Origin of the sequence: Gillisia lutea (assembly GCF_021568705.1) — a bacterium.
In the GTDB taxonomy this organism is placed as follows: Bacteria; Bacteroidota; Bacteroidia; order Flavobacteriales; family Flavobacteriaceae; genus Gillisia; species Gillisia lutea.
Map to the genome: position 1 here is coordinate 162,947 of NZ_JAKGTH010000010.1, position 20,969 is coordinate 183,915.

Annotated in this window: 18 protein-coding genes; 7 read left to right on the forward strand and 11 right to left on the reverse strand. The window is 36.0% G+C overall.

Features of this window, described 5'->3' with window-relative positions; all coding sequences use genetic code 11:
* The first annotated feature begins 5 nt into the window (after positions 1 to 5).
* From L1I30_RS11815 to L1I30_RS11830, 4 genes are all read left to right on the forward strand, one after another.
* The gene (locus L1I30_RS11815) at positions 6 to 1,598 is read left to right on the forward strand and encodes a DUF6850 family outer membrane beta-barrel protein (RefSeq protein WP_236134500.1); all 1,593 of its coding nucleotides are present in this window, start codon (positions 6 to 8) and stop codon (positions 1,596 to 1,598) included.
* 1 nt (position 1,599) lies between these two features.
* A complete protein-coding gene (locus L1I30_RS11820; RefSeq protein ID WP_236134501.1) occupies positions 1,600 to 2,730 on the forward strand; it encodes a cytochrome-c peroxidase in 1,131 nt (376 codons plus the stop codon).
* Between the two features lie 110 nt (positions 2,731 to 2,840).
* Positions 2,841 to 3,197, forward strand: a complete 357-nt coding sequence (locus tag L1I30_RS11825; RefSeq protein ID WP_236134502.1) for a hypothetical protein — start codon at positions 2,841 to 2,843, stop codon at positions 3,195 to 3,197.
* 116 nt (positions 3,198 to 3,313) lie between these two features.
* On the forward strand, positions 3,314 to 4,777 hold the full coding sequence (locus L1I30_RS11830; RefSeq protein ID WP_236134503.1) for an aldehyde dehydrogenase family protein: 1,464 nt from the start codon (positions 3,314 to 3,316) through the stop codon (positions 4,775 to 4,777).
* A gap of 35 nt (positions 4,778 to 4,812) precedes the next feature.
* Here L1I30_RS11830 and L1I30_RS11835 read toward each other — a convergent pair whose 3' ends face one another.
* From L1I30_RS11835 to tamL, 9 genes are all read right to left on the reverse strand, one after another.
* Positions 4,813 to 5,805, reverse strand: a complete 993-nt coding sequence (locus tag L1I30_RS11835; RefSeq protein WP_236134504.1) for a YpdA family putative bacillithiol disulfide reductase — start codon at positions 5,803 to 5,805, stop codon at positions 4,813 to 4,815.
* A complete protein-coding gene (rpe, locus tag L1I30_RS11840; protein ID WP_236134505.1) occupies positions 5,792 to 6,454 on the reverse strand; it encodes a ribulose-phosphate 3-epimerase in 663 nt (220 codons plus the stop codon). Before rpe ends, L1I30_RS11835 begins: the two co-directional genes overlap by 14 nt.
* 46 nt (positions 6,455 to 6,500) lie before the next feature.
* Positions 6,501 to 6,911, reverse strand: a complete 411-nt coding sequence (locus tag L1I30_RS11845; protein WP_236134506.1) for a BLUF domain-containing protein — start codon at positions 6,909 to 6,911, stop codon at positions 6,501 to 6,503.
* A gap of 223 nt (positions 6,912 to 7,134) precedes the next feature.
* A complete protein-coding gene (locus L1I30_RS11850) occupies positions 7,135 to 7,998 on the reverse strand; it encodes a sigma-70 family RNA polymerase sigma factor (protein WP_029035204.1) in 864 nt (287 codons plus the stop codon).
* Positions 7,999 to 8,261: 263 nt separating this feature from the next.
* Positions 8,262 to 10,478: a polyribonucleotide nucleotidyltransferase gene (locus tag L1I30_RS11855; protein WP_236134507.1), complete on the reverse strand. Its 2,217-nt coding sequence runs from the start codon at positions 10,476 to 10,478 to the stop codon at positions 8,262 to 8,264.
* Between the two features lie 241 nt (positions 10,479 to 10,719).
* Complete coding sequence (gene rpsO / locus L1I30_RS11860; RefSeq protein WP_236134508.1) at positions 10,720 to 10,989, reverse strand: 30S ribosomal protein S15; 270 nt, start codon at positions 10,987 to 10,989, stop codon at positions 10,720 to 10,722.
* Between the two features lie 128 nt (positions 10,990 to 11,117).
* Complete coding sequence (accD, locus tag L1I30_RS11865; RefSeq protein WP_236134509.1) at positions 11,118 to 11,972, reverse strand: acetyl-CoA carboxylase, carboxyltransferase subunit beta; 855 nt, start codon at positions 11,970 to 11,972, stop codon at positions 11,118 to 11,120.
* Between the two features lie 58 nt (positions 11,973 to 12,030).
* Complete coding sequence (fbaA, locus tag L1I30_RS11870) at positions 12,031 to 13,098, reverse strand: class II fructose-bisphosphate aldolase (RefSeq protein WP_236134510.1); 1,068 nt, start codon at positions 13,096 to 13,098, stop codon at positions 12,031 to 12,033.
* Between the two features lie 48 nt (positions 13,099 to 13,146).
* The gene (gene tamL, locus L1I30_RS11875; protein ID WP_236134511.1) at positions 13,147 to 15,717 is read right to left on the reverse strand and encodes a translocation and assembly module lipoprotein TamL; all 2,571 of its coding nucleotides are present in this window, start codon (positions 15,715 to 15,717) and stop codon (positions 13,147 to 13,149) included.
* A gap of 37 nt (positions 15,718 to 15,754) precedes the next feature.
* Here tamL and L1I30_RS11880 point away from each other — a divergent pair, with 37 nt between their 5' ends.
* Positions 15,755 to 16,489 (forward strand): TrmH family RNA methyltransferase, encoded by a 735-nt coding sequence (locus L1I30_RS11880; protein WP_236134512.1) that lies wholly within the window; start codon positions 15,755 to 15,757, stop codon positions 16,487 to 16,489.
* On the opposite strand, the gene porT is transcribed toward L1I30_RS11880, so the two are convergent.
* Entirely contained in the window at positions 16,483 to 17,193 is a 711-nt protein-coding gene (gene porT / locus L1I30_RS11885; RefSeq protein ID WP_236134513.1) for a type IX secretion/gliding motility protein PorT/SprT, read from the reverse strand. The genes L1I30_RS11880 and porT overlap by 7 nt on opposite strands.
* Before the next feature lies 1 nt (position 17,194).
* On the reverse strand, positions 17,195 to 17,926 hold the full coding sequence (gene ubiE / locus L1I30_RS11890; protein WP_236134514.1) for a bifunctional demethylmenaquinone methyltransferase/2-methoxy-6-polyprenyl-1,4-benzoquinol methylase UbiE: 732 nt from the start codon (positions 17,924 to 17,926) through the stop codon (positions 17,195 to 17,197).
* 133 nt (positions 17,927 to 18,059) lie between these two features.
* Between ubiE and trkA the strand changes: the two genes are divergently transcribed.
* Positions 18,060 to 19,409, forward strand: coding sequence for a Trk system potassium transporter TrkA (gene trkA, locus L1I30_RS11895; RefSeq protein ID WP_236134515.1), 1,350 nt, complete (start codon positions 18,060 to 18,062; stop codon positions 19,407 to 19,409).
* Complete coding sequence (locus L1I30_RS11900) at positions 19,409 to 20,905, forward strand: TrkH family potassium uptake protein (RefSeq protein ID WP_236134516.1); 1,497 nt, start codon at positions 19,409 to 19,411, stop codon at positions 20,903 to 20,905. The genes trkA and L1I30_RS11900 overlap by 1 nt, the downstream gene beginning before the upstream one ends.
* Positions 20,906 to 20,969: the final 64 nt, after the last annotated feature.

The following is a 20,969-nucleotide window of genomic DNA, read 5'->3' on the forward strand; positions in this document are numbered from 1 at the left end:
AAAACATGAAGCGGTATTTTTTTATTATTATAATGGTGTCTGTAAATATTAATTTAAGGGCTCAAGATTCTGCAAATAGTAATGCGGTAGATAATTATTTCTATGCTGATCTTTTAAAAGGAATACGAACCAATCCCAATAATTACTTATATGCTCCCATAGCCGATTATACCGCTTCGTCTTTATTTTATAATTATGCATCAGGCGAGCTTAAACAAGGGGCAGAACCTGAAGGAATTCATGAATTTGGACTTTCCTCCACCGGGATCTATCATAATAAAAAGGGTATTACATTCTTCGGAAATCTTTCCATTCAAAAATCATATTATGATAATTTGAAATGGAATCTTTCTTATCAACTTCCTGATGAAGGGGTGATGCCAGATCCACATTATTTTGGTGTTTCAAAAGGAGCAAAATGGAGTAATCAGGAATACAATTTACAGGGAGGCTTATTTATCCCCATACTAACAGATAGACTTCATTTTTTGTTGAATATTGAATATGGTCTTGCTAACAAATACAGAACAGACTTAGATCCACGACCTGAAATAACTTATAATGATCTTGGAGTTACAGGGGGAGCCAATTATAAGATATCTGAGCAACATAGTTTAAAAATTGCGGGAGAATATGGTTTTACACATGTGCAAAATGATATAAAATTTTCTAATAATGATCAGAATATCCCCGTGAATTACGACATATACGTGAAGTGGATTGCGGGATACGGTTCTTTATCTAATACTTTCCAAAACTCGACACTGCGGCGTTATAAACGAAAAGGCTTGAATCTTGGTTACACTTATACCTCGACAAAAAATTTAATTTTGGCAGATTTATCATTTCTCAAAAAAGAACAAATTACGTATAGAAGTAAGGAGGTTGAAGATGAGGATGATCACTCTAATTATTTTGCAACTTTTAAACCAAGTTCTATTGAATTTAAATTAACTGCTGTTCACAAAATAACTCCCTTAAAAAGTTTAAAGGTTGAAGTGTTAGCTAAAAATACCACAGGAAATAACTTTTGGTTTTCTAAAGGTGGAAAGAGCTATGCCCTAAATAAGAATAGTGCACTGTTCAACTTGGGTTATATAAGGCAAAATAATACACAGACCTTATTTGATGTAGGTACAAAAATCTCGTATTCAAATGTAAGCCAGAAAGATGCATTGGCAGCTACTCAATCTAATCTGCACAACGTGAATCTTGCGTTCTACGGGTTAAAATCTTTTCAATTAAACGAACATATCGCCCTAGCTCCTTTTGCTGAAATTGGATTGAAATATAATTTGAGTTCAGAATTCATTAATGGTAATCAAATATATTTACAGAATATAGCTGAAAATGATTATGCAGGTTTGGCCTTGAAAGATTATTACAATGATGTAATATATCCAGATGTAGAAATGCTTAGTAGCGATTTGTTAGATTTAACTGTGGGAGTAAATTTAAAGCTGGCTTCAACAAATAAATTTAATACCCTCTTGCATATTAAAGCCGGGAATTTATGGGCCTTAAATGATCTCAAATATTTTAGCAACACTGCACCCAATCGATTTCAGACTTCAATGGGGTTAACTGTATATTATTAATATGAAAAAAGTTCAAACCCTCTTTCTAATAACGGTCATTACTGCGTTTACAGGTTTCAAAGTATATCAGGAGTATGACATTGATGATCTTAGAATGAGATATAGTAGCGGAGATTACACTACCTGGCCAAAACCAGAACTTGATTCTCTGGTATTACAGGATTTTGAAGATATAGGTCATTTATCTGATCTAGAATATCCTGAAAATAATTCCTATTCCGATGCCAAAAGGAAATTAGGTAAGACCTTATTTTTTGACCCAAGGTTATCAAGTAGTGCGCAAATTGCCTGTGCCAGTTGCCATGATTCAGAATTGGGTTGGGGCGATAGCCGAAGAGTTAGTTATGGACATAACAGGCAGCTAGGAAGAAGGAATGCAATGACTTTATTAAATGTTGGATATGCCACTAGCTTCTTCTGGGATGGTCGTGCAAATACTTTGGAAGAGCAGGTTGCATTTCCAGTTAGCGATAGTCTGGAAATGAATTTCCATATTAATTTAGCCGTAGAGGAAATAGCACAAATTGAAGGTTATGAACCTCTATTTTTAGAAGCTTTTAATGAGCCGGGAGTAGATGAAAGTAAAATACGAAAGGCGATTGCCACGTTTGAACGTAGCCTGGTGAGTGAAAGTACAAAATTTGATCGCTTCATAAATGGCGATTCTTCTGTTTATTCAAATACGGAAGTGTTGGGATTGCATTTGTTTAGAACCAAAGCCCGATGTATTAACTGCCATAACACCGGATACTTTTCAGATAATAAATTTCATAATACCGGTTTAACATATTACGGAAGGAAATTTGAAGATCTAGGGCTTTATGAAGTAACGGGAAGAAAAGAAGATATTGGTAAATTTCGGACTTCCAGTTTAAGGGAGGTGTCAAGAACGGGTCCGTATATGCATAATGGCTTATTCCCGCATTTAGAAGGGGTAATTAATATGTATAATGCCGGCATGCCCCAACCAAAAAGGAAAGGGAGTCAGTTAAAAGATACATTATTCCCTGTAACTTCATCAATCTTGCAAAAACTTCAGCTTTCAAATTATGAAAAGCTAGCTTTAATCGATTTTATTAAAACATTGGAATCAAGATCAAAAAGAGAATCCCCTCCAGTTCTACCCAATTAATTTTTTTGGAGTTTTTTAAGCTTAAGCGTTAAACATTTTACAAATAAAATTGATAGGGGAATGCTTATTATAAATTTATGCTCGTAACCAATGATTTTTAGATTATGACCATGTATTATAATAAGCCAGAAATAGAAAATGAAATGCAAAGCTTAGTTGATGAGTATTTAAGTGAATGTACCAACTGTAAATCTTTACCGGAAGATTTCGTTTCCTTATTGAAGCATAACTTTCTTGCAAAGTTCGTAGCATATAACGAAGAGAATCATTCCATTGAAATTGGAGTGGAACAGTATGATAGTAATTCTCAATATCCCGAAATTAAGATCATGAGTTATTCTATATCGGACAAGAAAAAATGGTTAAAAAAGTCGTTTAAATCGAATGAAACAGATTTAGAATTTTATGGACAATTATTAAGCAGAAAAAAGACAGGTATTTATAATAATGAAGTAATTGTTATGTGATAAAATAATGGAGTTTAATTTTTAAGGCGATTCAACACTTGTTAAATCGCCTTTTTTTATTTACCACTTCCTTAACTGCAATTATCACAGGTTTTGTATAATTTCAAAAATAAAAAATGACAAAGTACAAAGATCTAAACAAACAATATATTGCAGGAAAATGGGTTGATGGGAGTGATGATTCGGTCATCGAAAATATTAACCCTTTTGATGAGTCGCCTATTAATTCTTACAAAGGTGCGAGCAAAAAGGATGTAGACGATGCTTATAACTCAGCGAAAAAGTCGGCCGAAACTTGGGGGAATTCACTTCCCAAAGAACGAATAGAAATAATTAATAAAGCTATTTCTATTATAGAAGCCAGGAAAGAAGAAATTATCGCTTGGCTGGTTAAGGAAGCGGGAAGTAGTATCGTAAAAGCTGAGGTTGAAGTACAAATCACTCTTGGGATAATGAGAGAGTCCGCATCGTTTCCAACCAGGACTCACGGGTTTATATTTGACTCTTTAACACCTGGTAAGGAGAGTAGAGCTTATAGAAAACCATTAGGGGTAATAGGAATAATAAGCCCTTGGAACTTCCCACTAAACCTCTCCATGCGTTCCATAGCACCTGCTTTGGCCACAGGAAATACAATTGTACTTAAACCTTCCTCACAAACGCCTGTAACTGGAGCGGTACTAGCTGCAAAAATATTTGAAGAAGCAGGGTTGCCAAAAGGAGTTTTTAATGTGGTTGTAGGTAGAGGTTCAGAAATTGGCGATTATTTCGTGCAGAATTCTATTCCTAAACTGATCTCCTTCACAGGTTCAACACCGGTTGGACGTAATATTGGTAAAATTGCCGGAGAAGCTATTAAAAAAGTTGCGTTAGAGCTTGGTGGTAACAACGTCTTCATTGTTATGGAGGATGCCGATATTGATCAGGCGGTGAATGCTGCTGTCTTCGGGAAATTCATGCATCAAGGTCAAATTTGTATGTCCATTAATAGAGTGTTGGTACATGAGAAAATTGGTGATGAGTTCGTTGAAAAATTTGTGTCTAAAGTTAAAGAATTGAAATTTGGTGATCCAGCCGATAAGAAAAATTTGATAGGACCATTAATTGATCATGACCAGGTAGAACGAATTCTGAAGGATATAAAGGAAAGTACAGCTGCTGGAGCTGTAATAAAAGTAGGGGGTAAGAATAAAGGAAATGTTTTGGAGCCAACGGTGCTCGATAATGTAAGCAACGATATGGCTATTGCAAAAAATGAGATCTTTGGTCCTGTTGCACCGATTATAAGATTTAGTGATGAAGAGGAAGCCTTGGAAATCGCAAATTCTGTGGATTTTGGACTGAGCGGGGCGCTATTTACCAGAAATGTTGAAAAAGGTCTTGCCTTTGCTAAAAAGGTTGAGACAGGTATGATACATATAAACGATCAAACTGTAAACGACGAACCGAATGCTCCCTTTGGAGGAGAAAAAGGATCGGGATTAGGTCGTTTTAATGGAGATTTTATTCTTGAAGAATTTACTCGTTTGCAGTGGGTAACCGTTCAGCATGAGCCTCGTAATTATGAGCCTTTCGCTTAAATGATTTGCCTTCTAAACAAAAAAAGACTGTGATTTTACACGGTCTTTTTTTGTTTTTTCAGTATACTGGAAACAATCATATTGGCATGGACTCGGGAATTTTCTATAAACCATTTATGGGTTTCCATACCGCCGCATACTACCCCGGCTAAATAAATGCCGCTAATATTGGTTTCCATAGTTTCATCATTATAACTAGGAATTTGCTTGCCGTCTATAGATAACCTGATACCTATTTTTTTAAGGAAATCAAAATTAGGACGATAGCCGGTTAATAGTAATACAAAATCGTTTTCTATACTTTTATTCCCTTCAGGAGTAGCAATAACAACTTCTTTTTCCTTTATTTCTATTAGGCTGGCATTAAAATAAGCATTAATGCTACCTTCTTTAATTCTGTTATCTATATCCGGACGTACCCAGTATTTTACTCTCTCTCCAATTTCCGGTTTGCGAACTATCATAGTAACATCACCTCCTTTTCTGTAAATTTCCAGAGCAGCATCAACTGCTGAATTGCTCGCTCCAACAACTATAGTTTTTTGAGTGGCATAGTAATGAGGGTCATTGTAGTAATGTGCTACTTTAGGTAACTGCTCGCCGGGAATATTTAGGTAATTGGGTATGTCATAGAAACCGGTTGCTATTACTATATTATTAGCGGTATAGGTGGTTTTATTCGTGCTCACCACATGTTTCTCTTCATCTTCCGAATTTACACCGGTAACCATTTCAAATAAATTGATATTAAGGTTATTTGAGGTGGCTATTCTTCTATAATACTCAAGAGCCTCGGCTTTTTTTGGCTTCGGATTGGTGCTTATAAATGGAATATTATCCAGCTCCAGCTTTTCTGAGGTTGAAAAGAACGACATATTACTGGGGTAATTATATATGGAATTAACAAGACATCCTTTCTCTATAATAAGATAAGAGAGATTGTTTTTTTGAGCTTCCAGGCCAACGGCAATACCAATTGGCCCGCCCCCAATAATAATAAGATCGTACTGAGAATTATGAATTTGCAATTTCTTTAAGTCCTTTTATAGTTTTTAATGGGTCTTCAGATTTAAAGACATAGCTACCTGCTACCAGTACATCTGCTCCAGCATTTATCAATTGAGAAGCATTCTTATCTGTAACTCCTCCATCAATTTCAATGAGGGTAGGAGCATTATGGGTTACTATCATTTCTTTTAATCTCTGAACTTTTGAATAAGTATTTTCTATAAAGCTTTGTCCGCCAAAACCAGGGTTAACACTCATTACACATACTAGGTCGATATCCTGAATGATATCTTTCAATAATTCTACATTTGTATGCGGATTAATTGCTACCCCGGCTTTCATACCTTCCGCTTTAATTGCCTGCAGGGTACGGTGTAAATGAGGGCAGGCCTCGTAATGTACGGTTAAGATGTTCGCGCCTAAAGTTGCAAATTCCTTGATATATCTATCAGGATCCACGATCATTAAATGTACATCTATGGTTTTTTTTGCATGTTCATTTATAGCTTTTAATACCGGCATTCCAAATGAAATGTTAGGTACAAATACTCCGTCCATAATATCTATATGAAACCAATCGGCTTCACTGGAGTTAATCATTTCAAGATCTCTTTGAAGATTGGCAAAATCGGCGGCTAAAACCGAGGGGGCAATAAGTTTAGGTGTCATAAATGTTGTGTCGTGATTGTGAAGTGCAAAAATAGAAAGAATAAACTTAGCAGTTGTTATCTATAAAATGCCCCAGGATATTAATGACCGCTTTTTGAGTGCTTTCGTCCAATACTTTGATATGATTTATGTAATTTTCAACAGTTTTCCTTTTGTATTGAGTGTTTTCTGATATGAAATCAGAAATATACCCGTCGAAAGCCTCTTTATGTATTTCTCTTTCAAATATTTTGATAATGTTATGGTGTCTTGAATCTTGTTTTATTCTTTCAAATAATGACTTAATATCTTCTTTTTCTCCTTCAATCACCTGAAAGAAGTTTCCTTCTGAATAAAGTAATAGACCGGTAATATTATGACTGTTGTTCCAATTTTTGCTCCAATCCAATACTTCAATGATTTCTTTTTCATTAAGCTCCCTATCTACGGTGCTTACATAACTAATGGCAAAACGCATATAAAATTTAATGTTAGGTTAAGTAAACTTAAAAATAGATAAATTATAATGGTTAAGAGCCCTTATTCATCGATGAGAGTATTATAATTTTCTTAAAATAGTGGTTTATAGAAATGAAAAAACCCCGGTCATCACTCCGGGGTCATTCATCAATCAAAAAACGAACAGTTATTCTTCAATAAAAATTATTGAAGATGTACTGTTGTCATCTTTACCTGGTAATTTATCCCAGGTATGTTTTCAATATTTTACTTCTAGAAGTATGTTTCAATCTTCTAATAGCTTTTTCTTTTATCTGGCGAACACGCTCTCTGGTAAGATCGAAGGTTTCTCCTATTTCTTCCAAAGTCATTGGATGTTGATCTCCCAATCCAAAATACAATCTTATAACATCTGCTTCTCGTGGAGTTAATGTTTCTAGGGCTCTTTCTATTTCGGTTCTTAAAGATTCATGTAATAATTCTCTGTCAGGATTTGGAGATTCTCCAGAACGTAATACGTCATAAAGATTAGAATCTTCTCCTTCTACCAACGGCGCATCCATAGATACGTGACGCCCGGAGTTCTTCATAGACTCTTTAACGTCGTTAATAGTCATATCTAATTCTTTGGCGATCTCTTCAGCACTTGGTGGGCGCTCATGAGATTGCTCAAGAAAAGCAAATGTTTTATTAATCTTGTTAATAGATCCAATCTTGTTCAATGGCAAACGCACAATACGAGATTGCTCAGCTAATGCCTGAAGTATAGACTGACGAATCCACCATACCGCATAGGAAATAAATTTAAAACCACGTGTTTCATCAAAACGTTTCGCTGCTTTAATCAATCCTAAGTTTCCTTCGTTAATAAGATCAGGAAGTGTTAACCCCTGATTTTGATATTGTTTAGCCACAGATACTACAAAACGTAAATTGGCCTTTGTTAATTTTTCCAATGCACGGTCATCACCGGCTTTAATTCGTTGTGCCAATTCCACCTCTTCATCGGCAGTAATCAGGTCAACTTTTCCTATTTCTTGCAAATACTTATCTAGCGATGCAGTTTCACGATTTGTAACCTGCTTCGTAATCTTAAGTTGTCTCATCTATCTTCTCCTTGGAATTTTATTGTGAATAGCTCTTGTAGTTATTATACGTAGAGAGTTCGCAAAATGTTACAAACTTGTTGATAATTTTTTTTAGGGCTTTTCCCTTCGGGTCGGGCTATTCGCTAGAAGTCCTCGCTCCTTCCAGTCGCTGTGGGCTTTTCGCTACTATCCCTAAAGCAAAATAATGCTTATGATATAAAAAAAAGAGGCAAACTATTAAGTTTGCCTCTTTTAAATAAATTAAAGATTGAAATGAAACTTTAGTTTCTGTTCTCTCTTGGTTTTCTGTCATCACGACCTCTATTATCACGAGATCCTCTATTATCACGACCTTTATCGTCACGTGGTGGTCTTGCCACATAACCTTCCGGTTTTTCTAATAAAGCTTTTCTTGAAACTTTTTCTTTTCTGGTTTTTGGATCTACTCCAAAATATTTAACATCTATCACATCTCCAATATTAACTATATCAGTTACATTATCGGTACGTTCCCATGCCAATTCAGAAATGTGTAACAGAACTTCGTTACCTGGAGCATCAACATACTCTACAACAGCTCCAAAGTCAAGAACTTTAATCACTTTTACTTCGTAAACGCTTCCTTTTTCAGGTTTAAAGGTAATAGAGTCAATTTTTCTAAGTACTGCATCAATTCCCTCCTGATCGGTTCCAAGAATTTCTACCACACCTTGCTCATCAACTTCATTAATAACAATTTCAGTTCCTGTAGTTTTTTGAAGTTCCTGAATCACTTTTCCTCCCGGTCCAATCAAGGCTCCAATAAAGTCTTGAGGAATAGTTACTGTTACCATTTTAGGAGCATGTGCTTTTACAGCTGCTTTTGGCTCTGCAATAGCTTCATGAATTTTTCCTAAAATATGTAGACGCCCTTCACGAGCTTGTTTAAGTGCATTAACAAGAATCTCGTAAGAAAGACCTTTTACTTTAATATCCATCTGGCAAGCTGTAATTCCATCAGCAGTACCTGTTACTTTAAAGTCCATGTCTCCTAAAGCATCTTCATCACCTAAAATATCAGAAAGAACAGCATAGTCTTCACCTTGAGAAATCAATCCCATTGCAATTCCAGAAACTGGCTTTTTCAACTTAACTCCTGCATCCATAAGTGCCATTGTTCCTGCACATACTGTAGCCATAGAAGAAGAACCGTTAGATTCTAACACTTCCGATACCACACGTACTGTATAAGGACAGTCTGTAGGAATCATATTCTTTAAAGCACGTTGTGCTAAGTTTCCATGTCCAATCTCACGTCTTGATGTTCCTCTTAAAGGGTAAGCATCTCCTGTAGAGAAAGGTGGGAAGTTATAATGCAAGTAAAAAGTTTCTTCACCTTGGTAGGTTGGAAGATCTACTTGATTTGCCTGTCTTGATGTTCCTAAGGTAACTGTAGCTAAAGCTTGAGTTTCCCCACGAGTAAAGATAGCCGAACCATGTGTAGATGGTAGGTAATCAATTTCACTCCAAATAGGTCGAATTTCATCAGTTTTTCTACCATCCAAACGAATTCCTTCTTTAAGGGTAAGGTCTCTAACAGCAGTTTTATGAACTTCTTTAAAATACTTAGAGATTAAGCCACCATGTTCTTCTAATTCTTCTTCTGAAAAGAGAGTTTTAACTTCTTCTTTAAGAGATGAGAATGCATCTGCACGGTCATGCTTTGGAAGTGCCTGTTTTGCAATGTCGTATATCTTTTGATATACCGCTTCATTTATACGGTCTTTAATAGACTCGTCTTTTTTCTCAGGCTCGTAGTCACGTGGGGTTTTCTTACCAAAAGCCTCAGCTAAGCGAACTTGTGCATCAATTTGAACTTTAATTGCTTCGTGTGCAAATTTAATAGCTTCAGCCATTTCCTCCTCGCTACACTCGTGCATTTCACCTTCTACCATCATTACTGAATCTGCAGAAGCACCTACAATCATGTCGATATCGGCTTTTGCTAAATCGGTACGGCTAGGGTTAATAACGAATTCTCCATCAATTCTAGCTACACGTGCTTCTGAAATTGGAGTTTCAAAAGGGATGTCTGAAAGTTGTATAGCGGCCGAGGCTGCCAATCCTGCTAATGCATCTGGCATTACGTCATCATCGTGAGACATAAGCTGGATCATTACCTGGGTTTCAAATTTATAATCTGAAGGGAAAAGTGGTCTTAATACGCGGTCAACTAAACGCATTACCAAAATTTCTTCATTGCTAGGTCTGGCTTCTCTCTTAAAGAAACCACCTGGATATCGACCTGCAGCGGCAAATTTTTCACGATAATCTAATGTTAACGGGAAAAAATCCATTGTGGTTGGAGTGTGAGAAGATACTACGGTACAAAGTAACATTGCGTTACCCATTTTTACTACTACCGAACCGTGTGCTTGTTTTGCTAATTTTCCGGTCTCGATAGAGATCTCTCTTCCATCTCCAAGATCGATTACCTCTTTAAAAACTTTTGGTATCATACTGTGTGTTTTGATTCTTATTCGCGGCTATGCGAATTGTGTTATACAATGGTCTTCGTCTTATGACGAACAAGTTGTGTTGTTGTGTAGTTGTTGCGTGACCAATGAAAAATTATTCTGGAATTCCGTGTAGTTATATGTACCCAGAATGTTGCTCTAATTTAATGATAATGAATGAAATAATTCACTAAAAACAAAATGACAAAAAACTAAAAAAGGGGCGAATAAACGCCCCTTGAAATTATTTTCTTAATTGTAATTCTTTAACGATAGCACGATATCTCATAATATCCTTTTTCATCAAATAATCAAGAAGACTTCTTCTTTTACCTACCAATAATACTAAAGATCTTTCAGTATTATAATCTTTACGGTTCTTTTTCAAGTGCTCCGAAAGGTGTGAGATACGGTGAGTAAATAATGCTATTTGCCCTTCAGCTGATCCGGTATCATTCTTACCTTTCCCATGCTTTGCAAATAACTCTTGTTTTTCTTCAATAGATAAATACATTCCAATATTAATTTTAATGATTTTTATGTATTGACAGCTTTTCTGTCAAGCCGCAAATATACTATATTTTTGATAAATGTATATTGAATATTTACTTTTATTGCTATAACTCTCTAAGCGACCGAATTTTATCTAACCGGCTGATTAAGAATAAGGTCTAAGTAAAGGTTGATCTTGTCTTTTAATTCTGATCTTGGGGTAATAAAATCCAGAAAACCATGCTCCTTTAAAAATTCAGCTGTCTGGAAATCTTTAGGGAGATCTTGCCCTGTAGTATCTTTAACCACTCTTGGTCCCGCAAACCCGATTAGTGCTCCCGGTTCAGAAATGTTTATATCTCCAAGCATTGCGAAAGATGCTGTTGTTCCACCTGTGGTAGGATCGGTGCAAAGTGAAATATATGGTATTTTGGCATCTGCGAGTTGAGCTAACTTTGCAGAGGTCTTGGCTAGTTGCATTAAAGAAAGCGCAGCTTCCATCATTCTTGCTCCTCCAGACTTTGAAATTATTACTAAAGGAATATTGTGCTTTAGTGAATAATCTGCAGCGCGGGCAATTTTTTCACCAACAACAGATCCCATAGAGCCACCAATAAATTTGAAATCCATACAGGCAATAACCAGATCTTTTCCTTTAGACTTTCCTACCGCTGTACGAACAGCGTCGGTAAGACCTGTTTTTTCCTGAGCAGCTTTCAGCCTGTCGGTATATTTCTTGGTGTCTTCAAAATTCAAAGGATCTTTAGATGAGATGTTCTTATCCAGTTCTTTGAATTTATTGTCGTCAAAAAGAATTTTAAAATACTCTACACTTCCTATACGTACATGGTATCCATCTTCCGGGCTTACATAAAAATTGTTCTCCAGCTGTTCTGCGTCTATAATCTTCCCTGTTGGAGATTTGTACCATAATCCTTTAGGTACATCTTTTTTCTGTTCAGTAGGAGTTTGAATACCTTTTTGTGTTCTTTTAAACCAAGCCATAAATAATAGTTGTAATTAAAGAAGATAGCCATTAGAGGCTATCTTCTTAAGATATTTTTTAAAGAGTATTTACGTTGTTTAAGTCTTCAAAAGCCTTTTTTAATCTGGCTTTAAAAGTTAACTCTCCTTCGCGCAACCATACTCTTGGATCGTAATATTTCTTATTTGGAGAATCGGCTCCTTCAGGATTTCCTATTTGAGCTTTTAGATAATCTACTTTACTGCCCATGTAATCACGAATTCCTTCAGTAAATGCATACTGAAGATCGGTGTCTATGTTCATTTTGATAACCCCGTATCCAATTGCTTCTCTAATTTCTTCAACAGTAGACCCACTACCACCATGAAATACAAAGTCGATGTGATTTTCCTCTACGTTATATTTTTTAGTGATGTATTCTTGTGAATTTTTAAGGATTTTGGGAGTAAGTTTTACGTTTCCGGGTTTGTAAACACCGTGTACATTCCCAAATGCAGCAGCAATTGTGAATTGATCACTTACTTTGCTCAATTCTTCATATGCGTAGGCAACTTCTTCTGGCTGCGTGTAAAGTTTAGAATCGTCAACATCAGTATTATCTACACCGTCTTCTTCACCACCGGTAATTCCCAGCTCTATTTCTAATGTCATTCCCATTTTGCTCATACGCTCTAAATAGGTCTTGCATATTTCAATATTCTCTTCTAAAGGTTCTTCAGAAAGATCAATCATATGAGAACTATATAGGGGTTTTCCAAATTGCTCGAAATGTTTTTCACTGGCGTCTAATAATCCATCTATCCAAGGCAACAATTTCTTCGCGCAGTGGTCTGTATGAAGAATAACTGCAACGCCATAAGCTTTTGCTAATTCGTGAATATGTTTAGCTCCGGCTACACCTCCTGCAATAGCAGCTCTCTGGTTTTCATTAGAAAGCCCTTTTCCGGCATTAAACTGTGCACCTCCGTTTGAGAATTGAATAATTACCGGAGAATTAAGTTCGGCAGCGGTTTCTAAAACGGCATTTATAGTGCTAGACCCTATAACATTAACCGCAGGCAAAGCAAAACCTTTGCTTTTAGCATATTTAAAAATTTCTTGAACTTCTTTTCCTGTGGCTACGCCTGGTTTAATATTATGACTCATCGTTTTATAATTGGAATTAAGGTTTACAAAAGTATAAAATTTGTTTGTTTAAAAAGGGTAATTGATCCCTACATTATAGACAGCATTTGAAAAATTATAGTTTTTGAACCATCTTTCGCCTAAAGGTAGCGAGGGATCATAGGTTTTAAACCCTACATCTAATCTAAGTACAAAGAAATTGAAATCGTATCTCAAGCCTGCTCCAGAGCCAATCGCGATATCTTTAAGATCGGCCAAACTTGTAAAAGTAGAAGCTTCATCTTCTACAATATCCAGAACGTTCCAGATATTTCCAATATCTATAAAAAATGCACTGTTCAAAGCACCGAATAAATTATAGCGGTATTCGGCATTGAAAGCCAATTTTAAATTGGCTTCATTAAATTCATTGCGCCCCCCACTGCTTCCAGGACCGAGATCGTAAGCCTGCCAGGCTCTATTATCGTTTGGTCCTCCTGCAAAGAAACTTCTAATGAATGGGATGCTGTTGGCATTGCCATAAGGGATTGCAATTCCGCCAAAACCTCTTATAGCCAGAATGTTTTTATGTCCCCAGTCCCAATGTTTTATGTAATCTATTTCAGTTTTGACATATTGAGAGAAGTTAACTCCAACCACATCATAGGAACCTTGTTCGTTTTTGCTGGCGCCCGTTAAACTGGATACAGCAGAGAGTAGATTACCTGCTGTTTCTACTTTGAATCGGAAGCGAGAAAAATCCTCGTCGTATAAATTTTCCTTATTGTTTGAGGTGTAGGTGAAATTGGAAGCAAAAATAAGGTTGTTTTCGGTAAGCCTGTTTTTACGTTCGCTAATACCGTTAATTTCATTCTTTTGATCGGCTGTAAGTCCTGAAGTTTGGGTGTTTCCTGAAACTACATCTTGGATGAAGTTTTCAGCCCCTTCAGGTATTATTAAAGTGCCATCGGCATCTAAATAGTTAGGATTGGTCACCACTTCTCCTGATTGTACTATATTATTTAGGGTGTTATATGAGTTTTTATAAACATTAAAATAATTACCGGTATTTAAATTTCTTACATACTGAATGTTTAAAAGATCCAGCTTATTAGCTACAATGCGGGAAGGTGACCATCTATAGTTAAGAATTCCGTTTAAGTTTTGTTTATCCAATCCAATATTATTTTGAGTACTTATTCCCAAACTAAGGGAGGTGAAAGGGGACATGAACTTAGGTATGAATTTTTCGGTATCGAAAGGAAGAAATATCCTTGGAAAGGTTAGTTTTATGTCTGCTCCAATCTCTGAAATATTAAAGAAATTATCTTTAGAGCTTCCTTTGGCGGCATCAGATGAAGATCCAACACTTCCTCTTCCTGAAATTTCAAAGTTTTCCGCTCCTTTAAAAACATTTCGAATAAGAAGCGATCCTCCAAAACCAATTCCGAAGTCTTGAATATTGCTCTGGGAAATATCGAAATCAAAACCTAAGGAATATTTGGGTTGAGGGGTTAAGAAAATATTAGCGACAAGATCGGTATTTGTAGTATCGGTAGGGTCAAGAGTGTATTCTATGTTAGGATATTTAAATACTCTCAAAGAACTCATTCTATTGTATGTTCGTGTTCTGTCGGTGTCTTTAAAAATCTTTCCGGGCCTTATAAATATGGCGTCTGTAATAGCCCTTGGTTTATACTCCAATTCATCAAAGCTATAGATAGTATATCCATTGTATTCAATACTATCCTGTACTGGTTGATACCTATTTGCAAAAGTGTAATCTGTAAAAACATTCACTTTGCTAATCTTGTGAATCTTGAAAGGAACTCTTACACTTACATCATTTTCAGATACTTGCCTGTTATTTATAATTACGGTAGTGTTCACTTTATGATTGGTATCTACAGTATCTGCTTCGAAGCTTATATACTCCTGATCGAAAAAGTAAACTCCGTTATTTCTAAATAGCCGGGTCAATCGATCTCTTTCGGCATTAATATCAAGCGTTTTATACTGAACACCGGGTTTAATTATAGACTCGGAGGCATTTACTTGATATAAGCTGTCAATAACTTTTGAATCTATTCTCTGAAAAATAGAATCCATGATATAAGGCTTATGAGAAATAACAGAATATTCAATTTCTCCCCTCTTTTTTTTATTTTCCAAAACTTTTATCTCATAATCGGTCTCCACATTAAACCAACCATTATTGAAATACCATGCTTTTAGTCGATTGACAGATTTTTTTGTGAGCTCCTCATCGATAATTACAGGTGCTTCTCCTGTTTTCTTGATCCAATTGTTGAAATCAACATAGGCCTCGTTAAGTTTAACCACCTGCTTTTTTGAATAGATATTATTTAATCGATCTTCGCGATTTGGCTTTTTAATAAGCCATTTCTGAAAGCTGGAATCAGGATATTTTTTAGCAAGATTGTAAAAGTGTAATCTTAAAGGAGTTCCTAAAAGGCGAGCGTTAGGTTCCTGGTAGAGCTGGTTGTAAATTCGTGGCTCACTTATCTTTTCGTTATTTAGAAAAATAGTGTTCTCTGTAAGAAGTAATTGATCATTTTCTACCCTTTTTACCGCATTACAGGAAATTAAAAAGCTTAGGGTTAAAATAAATAACGATATTTTTGCGAGTGGGCGTTTCAATAAAGCTAAATTAAGAGTTCAAAAATACATTATTCACATGGTTAGTAAAAGCCAAATTAAGTTAATAACAAGTCTTGAGCAAAAAAAAGTCAGGGCAAAAACTGGTCTTTTCGTTGTTGAGGGAATAAAGGGGATATCGGAAGTTTTAGATTCAAAATTTGAATTGGATAGTCTTTTTACCACGGAGGATATATTTAATTCAAACAAATCACGAACGTCTGTTATTAACCAAGCAGAACTTAAAAAAATAAGTCGATTAAAAACACCGCAAACTGCAGTAGCTCTTTTTAAAATACCAGAAGAAGAAAAGCTTGAGATTGAAAACCTGGTTGTGGCGTTGGATGGAGTAAGGGATCCCGGGAATTTAGGTACTATAATAAGGCTTTGCGACTGGTTTGGGATTAAAACCTTAATTTGCTCTAAAGATACCGTAGATTGTTATAACCCCAAAGTGGTTCAGGCAACAATGGGCAGTATTACTAGGGTGAAAATAGTATATAAAGACCTGTCTGCAGTGCTTGAAATGCAGGAGAAGGTTCCTGTGATGGGTGCATATTTGGAAGGAGAGAATATTTATACCGCTACACTGCCAGAGAAGGGAATTCTAATTATGGGAAATGAAGCTAATGGCATTTCAACGTCTGTAGGTAAATACGTCTCGCAAAAAATCAACATACCTCAATACGGCGACTCAAATACTACTGAAAGCTTAAATGTAGCAACCGCTACTGCAATATTGTTAGGAGAATTTAAGCGCCAGGAAAATTATTGAAATGTAAAGTTGATAAAAACTCCCCTGGTTTTCATAGTATCTACATTTCCGGTATATATACTGGAAGGACTGTCATCTGGTACCAATTCATCATTAATAGCAAATACGCCTCTTATTGAAGGTGAAAGTTTGAAGTAGTATAGATAGAGGTCTATTCCAAATCCAACTTCATAATAATAGGTATTGGTTTTCATCCTGAATTGTCCCACACTATTATCATCTGGATTGTTCTCATTGCTTGATAAGTTTAGAGAGGTTGAAACTCCTCCAACCACAAAAGGTCTGAAATTATTTAATCTATCAGTTGAGAACTTTAGCAAAAGTGGAATGTGGACGTAAGTGGAATTTATTTCCCTAAAGGTATTCTGATCAGCCTTCAGTAATTGAAAATTTCTTTTATTGAAACTAACACCAGGTTCTAAGCGTAAATCCAGATTGTTATTAAGCTTTAAGCTTCCTACCAATCCAACGTTAAAACCAATTGTTTTTTCAACATTGTAGTTTTTGTCCTGGAAGGGCCCGGTAGGCTTAAAGTCTTTTAAATTGAAGTCAAGATCATAGGTGTTAAATCCTAAATAGTAACCCCAAGACCATCTTTTTTTATCAAAATTTTCTTGGTTGATGATGGATTCCCCTGAAAATAATTGGGCATTTCCCTGAAAAAAGCAAAATAATAACCCGAATGTGGCAATAATTTTTTTCATATTATCTTTTAGAAGCAGTATAAATGGTAGCTACACCAAAAGTTTGAGGTTTATCTTCTACGTTTATAAACCCAATTTTTCGTAAAATATTGTTGAACTTCTCTCCAAATGGAAATGCAGCAGCACTTTCGCTTAAATAGGAATAAGCTACTTTATCTTTAGAAAAGGCTTTTCCTATTAATGGTAGTAAGGCATTTGAATAAAACTTATAACCTTGTTTGTAGGGAAATTTAGTAGGTACCGATGTTTCCAAAATAACAAAAATTCCTCCGGGTTTCAAAACTCTGAAAATTTCAGTTAATCCCTTTTCTAAGGTCTCAAAATTTCTAACGCCAAAGGCTACAGTTATTGCATCAAAAGAATTTTCTTCAAAAGGAAGTGCTTCAGAATCTGCTTGTACCATTTTAATCTTTCCTGATAAGTGTTTGTCGGCAATTTTTTTTCGCCCAACCGATAGCATACCTTCAGATATATCCAGACCAATTATCTCCTTAGCGCCGGTACGTGCCAAATTTATTGCCAGATCGCCTGTTCCCGTGGCAATATCTAATATGGTCTCAGGATTAGTGTGCTCTACAAGTTTTACCACTTTGTTCCTCCACTTAATATCTATTCCAAAAGAAATTACTCGGTTAAGTCCGTCATAATTGCCTGAAATAGTATCAAACATCTGTTCTACCTGCTTCTTTTTATTAAGCTCAGAATCCTTATAAGGAGTGATTTTCTTTTCCATTTGTAAAATTTGTCCAAAGATAAGTGATAATGAATAATTGCGTTGATAAGATTGCACTTTTATTGAAGAATGAGAAGATTTCAATTGTATAAAATACCGTACATTTGATTTTTCATACAATTGGACGCTTAATATGAAGATAATAATTGCCGGCGCCGGTGAAGTTGGCTTTCATTTGGCAAAATTACTTTCCTATGAATCCCAAGATATTACTCTTATAGACAATAATCGGGATAATTTGATTTATGCCGATACCCATTTGGATATCAGAACGATCAAAGGTGATGCCACATCAATATCAATACTCAAGGATGCACAGGTTAAAAACGTTGACCTCGTTATTGGAGTAACCTCCAGTGAAGCTACTAACATTACTGTATGCGTATTGGCTAAACAACTGGGTGCGAAGCGTACGATAGCTCGTATTTCTAACACCGAATTTTTAGAGAATAAAGAGGAAATTGGGTTTGTGCAATTTGGAATAGATGAATTGATCTCTCCCGAAGCTCTCGCTGCAAGGGAAATTTCTCTATTACTTACCCAATCGGCCTTTAATGATACGTACGAATTTGAAGATGGCGCCTTAACTATGATAGGACTCAATCTTTCGCGTACAGCCACTTTTGTGGGGAAAACGGTGAAAGATGCCGCGAAGATATTTCCCGAACTTCACTTTGTGCCAATTGCTATCCAACGTTTTGGAACTCAGTATACCTTAATTCCCAGAGGTGATACCCAATTTAAAGAGGGGGATCAGGTGTATTTCATTACCGCCAATCGTGGTGTGGAAGAGTTGTACAAATTAACGGGTAAGGTTAAGCAAACTATAAAAAATGTCATGATTCTTGGCGGGAGTAAAATAGGTAAAAAGACCGCTCAGGATCTTTGTTCCAATCACTTTAATGTTAAGTTAATAGAGAGTGATAGAGAGAAGGCTTTTGATCTAGCCGATGAGCTGCCAAAAACGCTTGTTATTAATAGTGATGGTAGAAATGTAGAACTTCTGGAAGAAGAGAATATCCATGATATGGATGCATTTATTGCGGTTACCGGAAATTCTGAAACCAATATCATGTCTTGCCTTGTAGCAAAATCTAAAAGCGTGAAAAAGACCATAGCTTTGGTAGAAAATATGGATTATTTTCAATTAAGTCACTCTATTGGAATAGATACATTGATCAATAAGAAGTTACTGGCTGCCAATAATATTTTTAGATATATAAGAAAAGGAGAAGTGGTTGCAATGACCAAGCTTAACAATATGAATGCTGAGCTGTTAGAGTTTATTGTGAAACCTTCATCACAGGTTTGCAATAAAAGAATAAAGGATCTTGATTTTCCCCGTTCTGCTATTATAGGTGGGATTATAAGAGATGGTGAAGGGCTTATTGCATTAGGAGATTTTATGATAAAATCTGGAGACAGAATAGTGGTATGTTGCTTGCCAAGATCTATTAATAAGGTTGAAAAACTGTTTTTGTAATGCCAAGATTGAATTATAAAATAATTCTGCATATTATGGGGCTGCTTCTTCTATGTAATGGAGGCTTCATGCTTTTTGCAGTAATTATAAGCTGGTATTACAATGATGGGGTGGCAATGCAAATTTCTACTGCTTCACTTCTTACCATGTTTGTGGGAACACTCCTCATGTTTGCCACACGAGGACACCGAAAAGAGATTAAAAAGAGGGAAGGCTATATTGTAGTGACCTTTGGTTGGATTTTTATGGCTTTAAGCGGAACATTGCCATATATTTTAAGTGAAGCTATTCCCAGTTTTACCAATGCCTTTTTTGAAACAATGTCCGGATATACAACCACCGGGGCATCCATTTTAAATGATATTGAATCAATACCAAAAGGTATCTTATTCTGGAGAAGTTTGACACATTGGATAGGGGGAATGGGAATTATTGTACTGGCAATCGCAATTTTACCTTTACTGGGAATAGGAGGGATGCAGCTTTTTGCAGCCGAAGCCCCAGGGCCTAGTGCCGATAAGCTGAAACCAAGAATTACCGATACAGCCAAAAGATTATGGTTAATATATGTTTTATATACCATAGCTGAGACCATCTTATTAAAAGTGGCGGGTATGAGCATGTTCGATGCTATAAATCATTCATTGAGCACCCTTTCTACGGGAGGTTTTTCTACCAAAAATGCAAGTGTCGCCTATTGGAATGACCAGCCCTTAATTCAATACATTATTATCGTTTTCATGTTCCTTGCCGGATCGAACTTTGTGTTAAGCTACTTTAGTTTTAAAGGCAGAATTCAAAAAGTGATACATGACGACGAGTTTAAATGGTATTCCATTTTTATAATATCATTTACAGTTATATCGGCATTAATTATCTATTATCAGGCCGATATTACAATTTCTTCCATTACACACCCCATGGTTTGGGGCCGGGCAGAAAGCGCTTTCCGCCATTCTTTGTTTCAGGTGTTAACCGTAGTAACTACCACGGGATTCGTAAGTGCCGATTATACGCTGTGGACACCTTTTTTAACAGTATTTTTCTTCGGGATAATGTTTCTAGGAGGATCGGCTGGTTCTACATCAGGAGGAGTGAAAGTTATGAGGCATCTAATATTAATTAGAAACGGGATAACCGAATTTAAAAGAAGCTTACACCCTAATGCTATTTTACCGGTTCGCTATAATGGAAAATCTATTAATAAAGAGATCGTATTTAATATCCTTGGCTTCTTTATTTTATATATGCTTTCTTTTATCATTGGAGCCTTAGTATTTGCATTTATGGGATTGGATTTTGAAACCGCAATTGGGGGTTCTGCATCTTCCTTAGGTAACATTGGACCTGCGCTAGGAGCTTTAGGGCCGGTGAATAATTATGATGTATTGCCTGCAGCCGGAAAATGGTGGTCTTCATTTTTAATGCTTATCGGTAGATTAGAACTTTTTACCGTACTAATACTATTAACTCCATTCTTCTGGAGGAATAGATAATGGAATTGATTTATTAGAAATAAAAAAAGCTCCATTTGTATAATTCAAACGGAGCTTTTATATT